This is a genomic window from Pelistega sp. MC2 (genome assembly GCF_900099475.1).
GTDB lineage: Bacteria > Pseudomonadota > Gammaproteobacteria > Burkholderiales > Burkholderiaceae_B > Taylorella > Taylorella indica.
In genome coordinates this window covers 244,996-259,383 of sequence record NZ_LT628276.1, presented here as the reverse complement: position 1 = coordinate 259,383, position 14,388 = coordinate 244,996, and the positions used below count along the sequence as shown (strand labels likewise).

Sequence of the window (14,388 nt, the reverse complement as noted above, 5' to 3'; positions counted from 1 at the left end):
CTAAGGGGAGCTTTTAATAGAAGCAGTCCAGTTTAGGGTGTTTTCTAACCAGGATAAATATTTCTGTGCATTGACAATGCCATAGATGCCAACACTACCCATATGTAATTCAGAATTTTTGGTGTCAATAAATTTAACTTCACCAGCGGTTAGATGTTTTTTTCGAACATCATCGCCAATATGTACCGTTGTACCTTGTTTTTCTTGGGTAGTAATTGATCCAGCCGTTTCTATATTTCTATCACGAGTTCGAATAGCTTGTGTTGAGCTTAATCCCCCAATATCTATACCTTTTTGACGAATTGGAGACTGTGTATAGTATTCGCCATAAGTGTTATGCATAAGGGCATTATGGATTTCATCTAATGGCATATTGTTTTTGTTTGTAATGGAAGAAAGAGGTTTTAAGTCAATGCCTAGATTTTTTGCTTGAGTGTATGTCCATGCAAGAGGAATATGACTTAGATCACCATAGAGTTTATTTTTATGAGGGTTTTTGGGGCTTGCTGCATCACCTTCAACATGAACACCTCCTGCTTCGGTATGACTACCTAAAAAACCTTGTTCAATGACATTTGTATTGTTATTGTTTTTTTCAGAGATTAGAGGAGCATAGCTAGTTAATGGTAATAGATAGCGGTATTCATTAAGTGCTACGGCATGGCTAATCAATTCCCATTCAGGAGCAGCTGTGTAGTTATAGTTAAAATTGCCAAGTCCATTGGCACCAAATTGAGCAACAGTATCAAATAGTCCAATAAAACGTAGATCTACACAGGTTTGTATATCTTGGATATATTCAAGTCCATTGACTTCATATTGTTGTCGGTAGTGAAAAAGTCCATTTTTCACTAAGCCTTTCACATAATTGGAAAATATCATGCCAATAGCGGCACCTCTTGAAAACCCCACAATATCAATTGGAATTGGGTCATCAAACTGCTGGTTTTTGCTACGCATATAGTTAATTAAATTCTGCTTATGTTCATCTAGAATTTTTTCTGTAGTCGTTGAAAATAATGCACCACCTACTTTGTCTAAAAAGCTTTCTCCAGGAATGCCTCCCGGACCTTCTTTATAAAACTTTGGGCCATTATAAAGTTGATAGAATTTCCATACATTGGTATTGGATGCAATACTATTAGTGGTGCCATCAAAGGCAAATAATAGCAATCCTAGTGGATCAATAAAATGGCGTGGTTGTTGTCTGACATAACCAAAAGGATCATTGGCATAAGTAGGACCCATGGGATCTGGCTCTAAATAGTGCCCAGCTTTGGGGTCATAGGTACGTAAATAATTATCGTGCCACCCTGTTTCTTGATCAAAATATTGCCCAGGCTGGCGAAGGTTAAAGACAATTTTGTTCACAAAAATTGTTGCTTCTCCAGTCGGTGAATAATGGGCTGCCCAAACTATGTGTTGCTGCTTGTCTGTGATTAAATTCACTTGTCCAAGATGATCATTGTGCACATAAAACAGTTGCTGTGTACGTTTACCTTCTTTATCGATGACTGTATCTGTAAAAGCAACAAGCATTAGTCCTGAATAAATATAGTCTCTTTGTCGTGTGAGTGTGGAGCAAGGTTGCTTATTATGAGTAGAACAATGATTGATTTGTTTTTCGCTTACAAGTTTACCGCTAGCATAGCTAAATGTAGTCGTGGTATTTGATGTTTCTTTTTGAATACGACGCCCTAATTTATCATAGTCATAACGAGCATATAATTGATTATTTTTTGATACTTCACTAATACGCTTATGACTGCCATATCGTAGCTGCCAATCATTATAAACAAGTGGTAAACCCTGCTTATCTCGTATGATTACTGGCACTGTTGTTTGTTTATCAATCGCATAGGCATTATTTTGTCCAGACAGTGCCCACTGGTAATAGAAGTGCTGAGTGATGCCATTAATTGTTTGTTCACTAGCTACTAATCTATGTCTGTTGTCATATAGATAACTATTGTGAATAGTTTTTTTTAGCAGAGGAAAGTCAAAATCTTCTTTTAACAATAAACCCTCTTGACTATAGTGGCGTTGTTGCGACCATAAGTGTTGATTTTTTGAGGTATTACTCAATATCAATGTTTGCTGTAAATTATCTTTACTGTTATTTTGGTTTAAATTTAAATTATTTTTAAAGATAAGCGCTTTATCTTGGATTTCTAAATAGAGTGAAGCATCAGCAGTAGGTTTATCCGTTAATTCATAAGTATCAGGAAAGCGGATATTTTGTTTGTCTGTGTATTGACTATGCCATTTTTGAGGGATGCCATTTAAATCATAGTCTAGTTGAATAATTCCCCATAAAGGATGCTCAAAACGGATCTGTTGAACCTTGTTTTGGCGATTGCGTTGAATATGGTAGCCATTAATAAATGTCATAAATCCATCTTCATTATAGCTAGCTTTTGTACCAACTCTAGGGCATAGATAGCACCCATCACCAGTAACTTCTGTGAGTAAAAAATGCCCTTTTTTTATAATGCCTTTTATATGGGTTTGAAGACCTTGTTGGCTACGGACAATAGTATGAGATTCCTGATTATGCTGCTTTGCTAGTTTTGCATAATCAATAAAAAGAGCATCGTATCCAAGAGTGTGACTATAGTTGGCTAAACCCTCGGTATTGTATCGCCACTCATTGATACGAGTAGTTTTGTTAGTGGGTGTTGTGATGCTAATTCCTGTCAGTAAGTAAGGATTGCCCGCCTGTTTCTCGGGTTCATAAAGATACTGTTTTATCCATCCATCTGGGCGAGTGAGTTTAGTTAAACGATAATGTTGGTGACCTACAGGAATATCATAATCGTAGAAATAGCTGCCGATAGGGCTATCAATTTTTTGTAATACTACGCCTTGCGGTGTTCGATGATAATAATAACGCAGTGTTTCATCCCCTGAGCTTATGCTAGAGATTAGTGCGGGAGCATCCTTTTCTGCCCGTTGAATATAAATGGTTGGAAAGCCTGGAATAAAGACTTCTATAAGATAACCATTAGCATCAAAAGTACGTATAAGACCTTGGGGGGTAATCCATTTCCAATGTGTATTGTCATGTAATAAATACCCTTGATGGTGCTCAATAGCTTGTGCTTGTAATCCATCAGGAGGGTGAAACATTACTCGTTGCCCATCATCAAGAATAATTTGCCAGTTATGTTTGAATGGAAATAATTGTGTAGTGTAAGAGGATTGCCAACCAACACCCATGACGCTAGGAGTAGAGGAGAACGAATTATAGTAGCGAACAATTTCTAGTCCAGATAATCGCATCCATAAATCATCTTCTTGCTGAAATTTATTACCACTCATTAAATGAATAGGATTGCCTGCACCTAGATTGAGTGAGGGAGATCTTGAAGAACTAGAGCAAGGGTTACCGGTTTTGGCTGGTGTACAAGTTTGACCTTGGGCTTGCGTAGATAAAATAAAACAGCATAAACTGAATATCCATAGTAAATATTTCATTTGGCTATCCTGATAGGAATAAAGGTACAATGGAATTCTTACTCAATAGATTTTTATTGCCTATAGGTGATAAGGCTTTTTAACCATAAGGAGTATTACTTATGCTGATTACATTTTCTTCTCAATCAAGCGGTGATGTATTGATGTTAGACCAACATGCCTTGGTTGTATTAAATGCAATGGGACGTGGCTATGACAGTATGCCTAAAGAGGGAGTTATTACGCATCAGCAATTGGCTGATAGTATTGCCAGTCTTGAGGCAGCCATTTCTAAGAATAAGCAGGAAAACTCTCAAGATAGTTTCAAAGAAGAAGATGAAAGAGATGCCAGAGGCGATGAAAAAGTGCATCCAGTACAGGAAGCGGTAAGTCTTGCCCAGCGTGCTTTTCCATTGTTGTCTATGATGAAAGAAGCATTAAAGAATGAAAATGATCAAGTAGTTTGGCGATCAGGTAGTGCGTGGTAATTAGCACTCTTTATAACAAATGAGACATAAAAAAGCCTCTAATCCCATTCAATGGTTGATTAGAGGCTTACTACAGTTTTAAGAAGAAATGATTTATTTCTTCGTATTTAGATGACGATTGACGGCACTTAAAACAGCAGCAAAAGAGGCCGTAACAATATCTTTATGAATACCTACGCCGAACCCTGTTGGTGAGTCGTCTAAGCGTAATTCTACATAACATACGGCATTGGTATTTTCACCAGATCCTAATGCATGTTCATGATAATCCATAAAGCGAATAGGTAAGTTTAAGGCATTAATAAATGCGGAGATAGAGCCATCACCTTGTCCTTTGATAGATTTTACTTCATTACCATTTTTTAATTCTGCTTCGATAATGAACGTATTGCTACCATCTCCATTTGAAATAGTACTAATTCGATGATTTACTAAAGACCAAGGGGTGCTTTGTTCGAGATATTCTTTTTTGAAGATATCATAGACAGCATTTCCATTTACCTCTGTACCTGTCTCATCCGTTACACGTTGAATAGCACGACTAAATTCAATTTGTAGGCGACGAGGTAGATTTAAACCATGTTCATGCTCTAGGAGATAAGAAATTCCTCCTTTACCTGATTGACTATTGACACGAATAACTGCATCATAACTTCTACCTAAATCAGCAGGGTCAATTGGTAGATAAGGCACTTCCCATGGCGCATCTGGTTTTTGTTGTGCAAATCCTTTTTTAATGGCATCTTGGTGAGAGCCAGAGAAGGCTGTAAATACCAAATCACCTACGTACGGATGTCTTGGATGAACAGGTAATTGGTTACAATATTCTGCGGTTAAACGAACAGCATCAATATCAGAGAAATCTAATTCAGGGTTGATACCTTGAGTGTAAAGGTTCAATGCAAGAGTAACTAAATCTACATTACCAGTACGTTCACCACTGCCAAATAAACAACCTTCCACGCGGTCAGCACCTGCCATCATGGCTAATTCAGCCGCTGCGACTGCTGTTCCACGGTCATTGTGAGGGTGTACGCTGACAATGACATTTTTTCTATCGTTAATGTTGTTGCAGAAATATTCGATCTGGTCAGCGTAAATATTAGGCGTTGTAGACTCAATTGTTGCTGGCAAGTTGAAAATAATTTTGCGGTCAGGAGCTGTACCCCATTCTGCAGCGACAGCATTACATACAGAGACGGCAAAATCAGGCTCTGTGGTACTAAATACTTCTGGAGAATATTCGAAACGCCAGTTAACTTCTGGATATTTTGCCATTGCGGCTTTCACTAATTTAGTGCCTGCTACCGCAAAGTTGAGCACTTCTTCTTGGCTCATTTTAAAGACAATTTTGCGAAATGCAGGAGCAGTTGCGTTATACATATGAATCATGGCATTTTTAGTGCCAGCACAAGCTTCTGCGGTACGATTGATTAAATCTTCACGTGCCTGAGTTAACACAATGATTGTGACATCATTAGGAATAAGCTTGTCATCAATCAAGGTTCTTACAAAATCAAAATCCGTTTGTGATGCAGAAGGAAAGCCTACTTCAATTTCTTTAAAACCAATTTGTACTAGATGTTTGAAAAAACGTAATTTACGTTCAACACTCATTGGTTCAATAAGGGATTGATTACCATCTCGTAAATCAGTGCTCATCCATATAGGAGGCTTTGAAATGGTATTGTTTGGCCATGTACGCTCAGTAAATGGACGATTAAAAGGTTTGAATGGTATATATTTTGACGCTGGGTTAGAAAGCATTTTTGCACCTATCTAATTTCTATATTCCCAGTGTACAAGGGTACTGCCGATACACACACTGGGATTTTTAATAATAAAAACTTAAATCCTGAGTGGCTGATAAAGGCTGCGGAGCACCACTGAAGCTCAAGGCTCAGCAACCGATCACTAAATCGAGCAGTAACAGAGAAGAATATGCACGAGTTGTGTCCTCACTTGCAACGAAGTGATTTTGCAAAGAAGAATGTTGAGGAATTTGCATATTCATAGTGTCTCTATTATCAACTTAAATTAAGAAAAAAATCAAGTAGTAGACCAAAAATTCAAAAAACTGTTGTTTTTAGTGAGTAGGGGAATCTTCTTTAGTCAGGTTTAAATCGATATTACCGAGAACATGCTCTACTTTTTCAAGCTCACGTTGGTTGTCTTTCTCTGCTTGCGTTGGAAGCATTGAATATCCGAGTAATTCACGTTGTCGGTTGATTTGAGCGAGGCGACTAATGCGATCGTGACGTAATTGATTACGTGTGTCATATAGGTTCTGAATGGTGATAGGTTCGCGTTGATCGTTCCAAACCCATAGCAAAACGTGCTGTGCATTTTTGGAAAGCTTCGGTATTAATTCCTCCATAACTTCTTGGTTAGGTACAATATGACTCGCCTTTTTGAGGCTTGAGCTAATCCACCCAGAAAGAATGAAATAAAGTAATACAGACCCAAATAGTACTAATCCCCACCAAATATATTTATTGATACTATTGAGATAGTCAACAATTTGGTTACTATAACTTGCTAAGAAAGCATAGTCTTGTTTAGCGCCAAATGCTAAAATCCATTGTGCAACCATAATCCATAGGATTACACAAATCAGTACCACCACAGAGCGAAGAACTAAGCGTGGAAGGGCGAGCCGAAATAAGGTTTTATTTAGAAGTGAAATGTCTAATTTTTTTGAAGCTGATGGTGTCATAAGATAATGCCAGTAAGTATACGTCAAGGAGTTACAGCCACTGTTAGTCAGCAACAGACACTGACCGTTCAACAGCAACAGTCTCTTAAGTTATTGCAATATTCAGGGGTTGAATTAGAAGCAGAATTAAATAAAATGCTGCTTGATAATCCCATGCTAGAACTTGATTTGAATAATGGATTTGATGAAACCAATCAAGGACAGGGAGAATCGGATTCTTTGCTCGAATATGCCAATACAGAGGCTGAAGATTTTTCAATGTATCAATCGACCTTTGATGAGGACGATTATACCCCTGAAATTATAGCAACTATTAGTTTACAAGATTATTTACTTGAACAGTTAAGCACGAGCGACGTGGATGATTTTCAAAAAAGTTTGGTTAGTTATCTAATCGGTGACTTGGATGATAACGGTTATTTAAGTAGTGATTTAGCAGAATTGACAACATTAGTATCAGAGGAGTTGGATAAGGATGTTTCATTGACAGAGCTCCAATATGCTTTAAGGATATTGCAAAGTTTTGAACCGTCTGGGATAGGGGCTCGTAATTTAGCGGAATGTTTGCTATTGCAGCTGGATGATGACATCTTGACACTTTCTTTGGATATTGATGAGGGGATTATTGAAAAAGCGAGACAGATATGTAAACGAGGTTTTGCAGGTCTAGAGGCCTTAGCTAAAGCGGATGTCCAACAATTGTTAACGTGGTTAGAAACTGATATAGAAAGTATAAGGCAAGTCCATCATCTGATTCAGCAGTTGAATCCAAAACCGGGACGCTTATATAGCAGTAAAGAAGCTGATTTTGCTATTCCTGACTTATTATGTCGCTATGTAGAGGGTAAGTGGGAACTTGTTTTAAATCCTCAGGTATTACCTAAATTACGTATTCAACCAGACTATGAACGTGTCATTAAGGTTATGGATAAAAAGCGTTTAGCTGAGAATGCTGCTATGAATGAACAGCTAAAACAAGCAAGGCTCTTTATGTTACAGCTGAATCAGCGGTTTGCAACGATTTTGATGGTTGGACAAGCTATTTTGCAGGAGCAATACGCTTTTTTTGAGCATGGTTTATCCGCCTTGAAACCATTGACTTTAAAGGTGATTGCTGATCAGTTATCGTTACATGAATCAACTATTTCTCGAGCAGTAAATCAGAAATTTATTGCTACTCCTCATGGTATTTTTGAGTTAAAACGATTTTTTACAAATGCGATTGCTACTCAAGAGGGAGAAGATGCATCAGCTGCCTCTGTACAGTTAAAAATTAAGCAACTTATTGAGCAAGAAAATAAAGCTAAGCCGCTATCGGATAGCAAGCTTGTTAATTTGCTGGAAAAACAAGGAATTGTTATTGCCAGACGAACAGTGGCCAAATATCGTGAGGGGATGAATATACCTGCTACATCTATACGTAAAGCGCAAGCATTATTGAGCGGTAGTGAATAAACTCAAACAATCTAGAAGGAACGTTTGTCATTAACATGTCGTCATTTTGCAGCAAAACAACAGACATTAAGGAGTTAATTGCAAACTGTATCATAAAACGAAATGAGAATGATTTTTGCTTGACTTTATCATTGAGCGGACTATAATCAACATTATGTCTTTTCAGAATATAATGAGGCAAACAAAATGTATGTCTGTGTATGCAATGCGATTAGTGAAAAAACAGTCAAAGAGGCTGTGGCTAATGGTGCCCGTACATTAGCTGATTTGCAAGCCCAGCTTGGTGTTGCTACCTGTTGTGGGTGCTGTGCGAGTTGTGCGGAGTCGTATTTACAAACGCCAACGGATTCATCTGCATTAGAAGTTAAAGACGTTACGGCTAAGTGGAAAGAGGTCGCTTAATTAAAATAGTGATTATAATCTATACGATAACTATTCTGTTTTAGGTTAAATTGTTTATTAAAGCCATTCTTAAGTTAATTTTAAATGCTTGAGAGTGGCTTTTTTGCGTGTTAGAATAGAGTAAACCACTCTTCAAGGAGCCTGTTATGAAAGCACCCAAAGAAGTTAATAAATTCTTAAATAAAATTTTAAAAACTGAATTAACTGCCATTAACCAATATTTCTTGCATGCAAGAATGTTAAAAAACTGGGGTGTGGAAAATTTAGGTAAGGCTGAATATAAAAAGTCAATCGAAGAAATGAAGCATGCAGATGAGATTATTGAGCGTGTTTTCTTATTAGAGGGATTACCAAACTTGCAAGATTTAGGCAAAATTCGTATTGGTGAAGATGTTGAGGATATTATTGCCTGTGATTTAGCCTTAGAAAAGGATTTCCATGCTGATCTTAAAGAGGCAATTCAGCATATGGAAGTAGTTAAGGATTATGTGACAAGAGAGTTATTAACCGATATACTCGATGATAATGAAGAGCAAATTGATTGGTTAGAAACTCAACAAGAATTAATCAAAGTAGTAGGCTTGCAAAATTACATTCAATCACAATCTCAGGGTGAATAGTTTTTATCCTGACTCCTAAAACGTATTTTTTGTTAAGTTACCCCCATGGGTGGCTTGAACAACCCCCATAAGTTCAAGTTCACCTATGGGGATAATTTTTACTAAAGAGTTATTTTTTTAATGGTGCTATAGAGAGGGCTAATTAGCGTGCAGGGCAATCACTAATCTTGCCCCAAGCGTTATTGGCGCCACAGTATTTCGCACGAACCGTACTAATACAAGAGGGTCTTTCAGAAAAGCCTAACTGACGACAAGTCGCCATTTCTTTGCGAAACGCTCCTTCCCATGCAAATCCAGCATTATTATTACTAGTATTATTATTACTAATTGGGCGAGTAGTAATATTTTGACTAACAGCACCCGCATTAATAACATTTTCTGTGCTTTTGAGCGGTGCACTATTTGAGAGACTAGAGCCAGAAGATGTTACTGTTTTACCATTCATTAGGTTAGATGATTTTACCTGCCAATCAACGGTGGGTAAGCTTTCTGCTACGCCCATTTTTCCGCTCATAAGTGGTTGTGGCGGTTGATTTAGAATAGGAATTCCATTGGCATCAACTTTTGGTGTAGGGTCGTTCTCATCAATATTAGGTAAATTAGCTTGCTTAGGGGCGTGATCAATTAACCAGTCGCCTGCATATAGACCACCAACGGTTGCTATACCAGCGAGCACTAATAAAGTAAAAAATAATAAACGCCAACTCATAGTAAGAAACCTTTAAAAGAATTAGTTATTGTCATGAAAGACTTGACCACCATGCTCGCGCATTGCATGGAATTTGATATCTGGATTTAATTCCTCGGCGACACGTAATTGTGCCATAGAGCTAATTAAAAACGCTGGTGCATCAACTACATCATAGGCAATATGCTGTGCATTACTCGTCATAAATTTGCGTAATGCCGCTGGGTTATCGCTTGTAAACCATCTTGCCATTGTATAACGAGATGGCATTAAACGTGCATCAACACCGTATTCTGTTTTTAAACGATGAACCACTACTTCAAATTGTAATTGACCAATGGCACCTAGTAATAAAGCGCCACCAGCAGCCTCTGGTCTAAAGACTTGAATAGCGCCTTCTTCTCCTAATTGTGTCAAGCCAGTGCGTAATTGTTTAGAACGCAGAGGATCTTTTACCTCTACAGCTTGGAATAATTCTGGTGCAAAGAAAGGTAGACCGGTAAAGTGTAATGTTTCACCTTCTGTCAGAACATCTCCAAGATGTAAAACACCATGGTTAGGAATACCAATGACATCGCCAGCATAAGCCTCATCAAGTAATTCTCGTCTCTGAGAGAGAAATGACACGACATTATTTGGACGAATCTCTTTATTGGTACGGCTAACTTTTAAACGCATCCCTCGCTCAAAACGCCCAGAGCTTACACGAACAAAGGCGACGCGATCTCGATGAGCGGGATCCATATTGGCTTGAACTTTGAACACAACACCAGTAAATTTTGGTTCGTCAGGTGATACGACACGCTCAAGAGCTTGTCTAGCGCCAGGCTTTGGTGCCCACTCGACAAGCGTATCAAGTACTTCTTGTACGCCAAAATTATTGACTGCGGAGCCAAAGAAAATAGGTGTTTGTTTACCTTCTAAAAAGGCTTGATGAGAAAAGTCTGGTGTTGCTTCTTTGATTAACTCAATTTCCTCAAGGGCTTTTTCATAATAAGCACCAAATTTTTCCTTAATTAAAGGATTATAAAGTCCCTCAATATAATCAGTTTTTTCATCTAGTCTTTCTTGACCCGCTTTAAAGAGACGCATACGATCGTTGCGTAAGTCAAAAACACCCCCAAAGTGTTTCCCCATCCCAATAGGCCATGAAAAAGGAATCGCATCCATGCCAAGGTGTGATTCAATTTCATTTAATAAGTCTAAGGGTTCTTTAACCTCACGGTCAAGTTTGTTTACGAAGGTAATAATTGGTGTATTACGAGCTCGACAAACTTGTAGCAATCGAATTGTTTGTGGCTCAATACCATTAGCTGCATCAATCACCATAATAGCAGCATCTACAGCTGTTAATACACGATAGGTATCTTCAGAGAAGTCTTGGTGTCCTGGCGTGTCTAATAAGTTGATCACACAGTTTTTGTATTCCATTTGCATCACAGAAGATGCAACCGAAATACCTCTTTGTTTTTCAATTTCCATCCAGTCTGAGGCTGCATGACGACTTGCCTTACGGGCTTTAACACTTCCCGCAATTTGAATGGCTCCTGAAAATAATAGAAGCTTTTCGGTTAAGGTTGTTTTACCGGCGTCAGGGTGAGAAATAATCGCAAACGTTCGACGGCGGGCGACTTCTTGAGCAATGGATAAAGAGGACATCTCTAAATAATAATTTAGTCAACAAAGAGCTTATTTTAATCTGATTTAATGGATAAAACTTACTCTTATTGGCTTAAGTTGAAATGATTTTGCAATGTTTACAGTTATTGGCAATTTGGAGGAGCGATTATTTACGCAGTAATGCCATAAATATTGCCGCCATAATAAATAGAAAACCAAATACTTTATTGAGTCTTGCCGCATGGTGTGGTCGGTGCATAAATTTCATAATTTTTGCCGCTAAACCCGTATAACCAGCCATGATAGTCATATCAGCAATTACTAATGTTGCACAAATAATGATGTATTGTGGAATTACGGGAGCATTGACATTAAGAAACTGTGGAGTAATGGCAATCAGAAACACCGCGCCTTTAGGATTGGTTAAATTAACCAACATACCTTGATAGATTAGTTTTGTAGTAGAAAAGGTTTCTTCTGTAGTAGAAGATGCATCATCAATTCGGATAATGGCGACAGGTGAACGGATTTGTTTATAACCTAAGTAGAGTAAATACAACACACCAACCCATTTAACAATTTCGAAGGCGATGGGGGAGGTTGCAAGAATAGCGCCAACACCAATAATACTAATGAGGTATTGAGTAGCATAGCCAATGGCCAAGCCAACGGCATTCCAATAACCACGAGGGAAGCCATAACGTAATCCAGACGCCATAGATGAAACTGCGCCAGGGCCGGGTGATAGTGAAATAGCAAAGCTAGCAAAACAAAGATTAATCCAGACAGCCCAGGTCATAGTATGTAGTAGGAAATGCAAAAATTGTTAAAATAACAACGGGAAATTATTATATCTCTTATATAATAAGAGCGTCATTAATTTTCTTGTTATAAGGTTATCTCTTTTATGAAAAAAATTCGTGCTTTTCTAGTTCTAATGGTTGCTACGCTGTTAGCGGGTTGTGGCTATAACGATATTCAAAAGCTTGATGAAAATGTTAAAGCAGCTTGGTCTGAAACACTTAACCAATATCAACGACGTGCAGACTTAGTCCCTCAAATCGTATCAAGCGTGAATGCTTACATGGTACATGAGCGTGAAGTTCTTACTCAAGTAACAGAGGCTCGCTCAAAAGTGGGCTCTATCCAAGTATCTGCCGATAAATTGCCTACTGAGTCAGAATTGGCTCAGTTCCAAGCAGCACAAGGTCAATTAACGTCTGCTTTATCTCGTTTAATTGCTGTAGCTGAGAACTATCCACAATTAAAGGCTGATACAGTATTTCGTGATTTAAATGTACAGCTAGAGGGGACTGAAAACCGTATTGCAACTGCGCGTGGACGTTATATTAAAGAGGTTCAATCTTATAACACGTTTATTCGTCAATTCCCTCAGTTAATCACAGCTAAAATTTTTGGTTATAGCGTAAAACCTAACTTTGGCGTAGATAACCAAGCTGAGATTATGAAAGTGCCTACTGTAAAATTTGATACACCAGCAAAAGCACAATAATGGCGATTTTTCGTTATTTCTTACAGCTTCTCCTTGTATTGCTAGTCAGTACAGGGGGAGTTTTGGCGCAAAATGAGCCTGCTATCCCAGCATCAACAAATTATGCAATAGATCAAACAAATACGTTTAGTGCAACAGAATTAGCTTCATTAAATGCCAAGCTAAAAGCGTTTGATGAAGAGACTGGTTCACAAATTTTTGTTTTGATGATTCCTACTGTGCAACCAGAGACAATCGAAACCTATGCAGTACGTGTGTTTGAACAGTGGAAAGTAGGTCGCAAAGGGATTGATGACGGTGTTTTGTATGTCATTGCTAAAAACGACCGTCGACAACGGCTAGAGGTTGGATATGGTCTAGAGGGTGCTATTCCTGATATTCTCGCTTCACGCATCTTAAATGACACAGTAGCACCGTATTTCAAACAAAATCAATACGTCACAGGGATAGATAAGGGTGTGACGCAATTGATGTTATTGATAAAGAATGAAAATCTACCTAGCAAAACTAGTGGGGTAGAGGCAGACACTTTTGAAGAAAGTGATTTACTATCGATGCTTATCATTTTGGGTATAGCATGTTTAATCGCTGTATTTGTGCATCCAGTCTTTGGTGCAGTTGTTTCAGCTCAATTAGTACTGGGTTTTGTTGACTCTGTTGGATTGGCTATTGGGTTAGCTATTGCTGTATTTGTGATTTCTAGCTTTTTAAGACTATTCTTTAAAAATAATATAAGTACAGCACGCAATCAATCTGCACGCCAAACACGTACACGTTCAAGAAATGATACGTGGGGAGGCTTTGGCGGCGGTGGTTTTGGTGGTGGAGGCTTCGGCGGAGGCGGTTTTGGTGGCGGCTTCGGCGGAGGTGGCGGCGGATCAAGTGGCGGTGGAGGTGCCTCAGGTGGCTGGTAATTTATTAACAAAAATAGGCTTAGGCCATTGGCACGGTAGTTATTTACATCGTAAGTATTTCACCACAGAAGTAGTGAATTCCTTGACTAAACGTATTGAAGCCAGTGAAGATCGTCACGCAGGTGAGCTTGTATTAGCTATTGAAACGCATGCGCCAGTAGCAGGCTTAGTCAGTTCTGAACGGGCATTAGAAATTTTTGGACGCCTGAAAGTATGGGATACTCCCTTTAGAACGGGAGTATTGTTATACATTAACTTATCCTTACATACCATTGAAATTATTGCTGATAATGGTGTGGTAGTTGATGATGCTGAGTGGCAAAAGGTATGTGCTAAGTTATCACAGTCTTTTAGTCAGAAACAGTTTGAACAAGGACTGTTAGCGGCTATTGATGAGATAGAGAGTCTATTAGCGATAAGCTGTGGAGATTTACCTATAAATGCCCAAAATGCGTTACCCAATGAGCCTGTGATATTCTAGTGACTTGTTTTTGGTTTGTATGAGAGTATTGTACG

The 14,388-nt window shown here is 38.4% G+C and carries 13 protein-coding genes; 7 read left to right on the top strand and 6 right to left on the bottom strand.

Features of this window, described 5'->3' with window-relative positions; genetic code table 11:
- Positions 1 to 3,477: a phospholipase effector Tle1 domain-containing protein gene (locus tag BQ4443_RS11555; RefSeq protein WP_071059189.1), complete on the bottom strand. Its 3,477-nt coding sequence runs from the start codon at positions 3,475 to 3,477 to the stop codon at positions 1 to 3.
- 101 nt (positions 3,478 to 3,578) lie between these two features.
- Here BQ4443_RS11555 and BQ4443_RS11550 point away from each other — a divergent pair, with 101 nt between their 5' ends.
- Positions 3,579 to 3,944, top strand: a complete 366-nt coding sequence (locus BQ4443_RS11550) for a DUF1840 domain-containing protein (protein ID WP_023951668.1) — start codon at positions 3,579 to 3,581, stop codon at positions 3,942 to 3,944.
- Between the two features lie 93 nt (positions 3,945 to 4,037).
- On the opposite strand, the gene leuA is transcribed toward BQ4443_RS11550, so the two are convergent.
- Positions 4,038 to 5,711 carry a 2-isopropylmalate synthase gene (gene leuA / locus BQ4443_RS11545; protein WP_071059187.1) on the bottom strand — a complete coding sequence of 558 codons (1,674 nt, stop codon included), beginning with the start codon at positions 5,709 to 5,711 and terminating at the stop codon, positions 4,038 to 4,040.
- 319 nt (positions 5,712 to 6,030) lie between these two features.
- Positions 6,031 to 6,660: a hypothetical protein gene (locus BQ4443_RS11540; protein WP_071059185.1), complete on the bottom strand. Its 630-nt coding sequence runs from the start codon at positions 6,658 to 6,660 to the stop codon at positions 6,031 to 6,033.
- Positions 6,661 to 6,666: 6 nt separating this feature from the next.
- Between BQ4443_RS11540 and rpoN the strand changes: the two genes are divergently transcribed.
- The 3 genes from rpoN (at position 6,667) to bfr (ending at position 9,137) form a co-directional block, all read left to right on the top strand.
- Positions 6,667 to 8,115: an RNA polymerase factor sigma-54 gene (rpoN, locus tag BQ4443_RS11535; protein ID WP_071059183.1), complete on the top strand. Its 1,449-nt coding sequence runs from the start codon at positions 6,667 to 6,669 to the stop codon at positions 8,113 to 8,115.
- Positions 8,116 to 8,301: 186 nt separating this feature from the next.
- Positions 8,302 to 8,517, top strand: coding sequence for a (2Fe-2S)-binding protein (locus BQ4443_RS11530; RefSeq protein ID WP_023951173.1), 216 nt, complete (start codon positions 8,302 to 8,304; stop codon positions 8,515 to 8,517).
- A gap of 146 nt (positions 8,518 to 8,663) precedes the next feature.
- Positions 8,664 to 9,137 (top strand): bacterioferritin, encoded by a 474-nt coding sequence (bfr, locus tag BQ4443_RS11525; RefSeq protein WP_023951175.1) that lies wholly within the window; start codon positions 8,664 to 8,666, stop codon positions 9,135 to 9,137.
- 142 nt (positions 9,138 to 9,279) lie between these two features.
- On the opposite strand, the gene BQ4443_RS11520 is transcribed toward bfr, so the two are convergent.
- The 3 genes from BQ4443_RS11520 to BQ4443_RS11510 all read right to left on the bottom strand — a co-directional run bounded on the left by BQ4443_RS11520 (position 9,280) and on the right by BQ4443_RS11510 (position 12,244).
- Positions 9,280 to 9,846, bottom strand: coding sequence for a hypothetical protein (locus tag BQ4443_RS11520; RefSeq protein ID WP_023951177.1), 567 nt, complete (start codon positions 9,844 to 9,846; stop codon positions 9,280 to 9,282).
- Positions 9,847 to 9,867: 21 nt separating this feature from the next.
- Positions 9,868 to 11,484, bottom strand: a complete 1,617-nt coding sequence (locus BQ4443_RS11515; RefSeq protein WP_071059181.1) for a peptide chain release factor 3 — start codon at positions 11,482 to 11,484, stop codon at positions 9,868 to 9,870.
- Between the two features lie 127 nt (positions 11,485 to 11,611).
- Positions 11,612 to 12,244: a LysE family translocator gene (locus BQ4443_RS11510; protein WP_071059179.1), complete on the bottom strand. Its 633-nt coding sequence runs from the start codon at positions 12,242 to 12,244 to the stop codon at positions 11,612 to 11,614.
- A 108-nt stretch (positions 12,245 to 12,352) separates the two neighbouring features.
- Between BQ4443_RS11510 and BQ4443_RS11505 the strand changes: the two genes are divergently transcribed.
- From BQ4443_RS11505 to BQ4443_RS11495, 3 genes are read left to right on the top strand one after another with little or no spacing between them, the layout of a single operon-like run.
- Positions 12,353 to 12,958 carry a LemA family protein gene (locus BQ4443_RS11505; protein WP_023951181.1) on the top strand — a complete coding sequence of 202 codons (606 nt, stop codon included), beginning with the start codon at positions 12,353 to 12,355 and terminating at the stop codon, positions 12,956 to 12,958.
- Positions 12,958 to 13,872, top strand: coding sequence for a TPM domain-containing protein (locus BQ4443_RS11500; RefSeq protein WP_071059177.1), 915 nt, complete (start codon positions 12,958 to 12,960; stop codon positions 13,870 to 13,872). The genes BQ4443_RS11505 and BQ4443_RS11500 overlap by 1 nt, the downstream gene beginning before the upstream one ends.
- Complete coding sequence (locus tag BQ4443_RS11495; protein WP_162146573.1) at positions 13,808 to 14,353, top strand: TPM domain-containing protein; 546 nt, start codon at positions 13,808 to 13,810, stop codon at positions 14,351 to 14,353. The genes BQ4443_RS11500 and BQ4443_RS11495 overlap by 65 nt, the downstream gene beginning before the upstream one ends.
- The last annotated feature ends 35 nt before the right edge of the window (positions 14,354 to 14,388 follow it).

Coding starts and splice junctions, on each gene's coding strand:
- rpoN (WP_071059183.1), top strand. CDS start 6,667: ATGCCAGTAAGTATACGTCAAGGAGTTACAGCCACTGTTAGTCAGCAA.
- leuA (WP_071059187.1), bottom strand. CDS start 5,711: ATGCTTTCTAACCCAGCGTCAAAATATATACCATTCAAACCTTTTAAT.
- BQ4443_RS11550 (WP_023951668.1), top strand. CDS start 3,579: ATGCTGATTACATTTTCTTCTCAATCAAGCGGTGATGTATTGATGTTA.
- BQ4443_RS11520 (WP_023951177.1), bottom strand. CDS start 9,846: ATGAGTTGGCGTTTATTATTTTTTACTTTATTAGTGCTCGCTGGTATA.
- BQ4443_RS11540 (WP_071059185.1), bottom strand. CDS start 6,660: ATGACACCATCAGCTTCAAAAAAATTAGACATTTCACTTCTAAATAAA.
- BQ4443_RS11530 (WP_023951173.1), top strand. CDS start 8,302: ATGTATGTCTGTGTATGCAATGCGATTAGTGAAAAAACAGTCAAAGAG.
- BQ4443_RS11510 (WP_071059179.1), bottom strand. CDS start 12,244: ATGACCTGGGCTGTCTGGATTAATCTTTGTTTTGCTAGCTTTGCTATT.
- bfr (WP_023951175.1), top strand. CDS start 8,664: ATGAAAGCACCCAAAGAAGTTAATAAATTCTTAAATAAAATTTTAAAA.
- BQ4443_RS11555 (WP_071059189.1), bottom strand. CDS start 3,477: ATGAAATATTTACTATGGATATTCAGTTTATGCTGTTTTATTTTATCT.
- BQ4443_RS11505 (WP_023951181.1), top strand. CDS start 12,353: ATGAAAAAAATTCGTGCTTTTCTAGTTCTAATGGTTGCTACGCTGTTA.
- BQ4443_RS11500 (WP_071059177.1), top strand. CDS start 12,958: ATGGCGATTTTTCGTTATTTCTTACAGCTTCTCCTTGTATTGCTAGTC.
- BQ4443_RS11515 (WP_071059181.1), bottom strand. CDS start 11,484: ATGTCCTCTTTATCCATTGCTCAAGAAGTCGCCCGCCGTCGAACGTTT.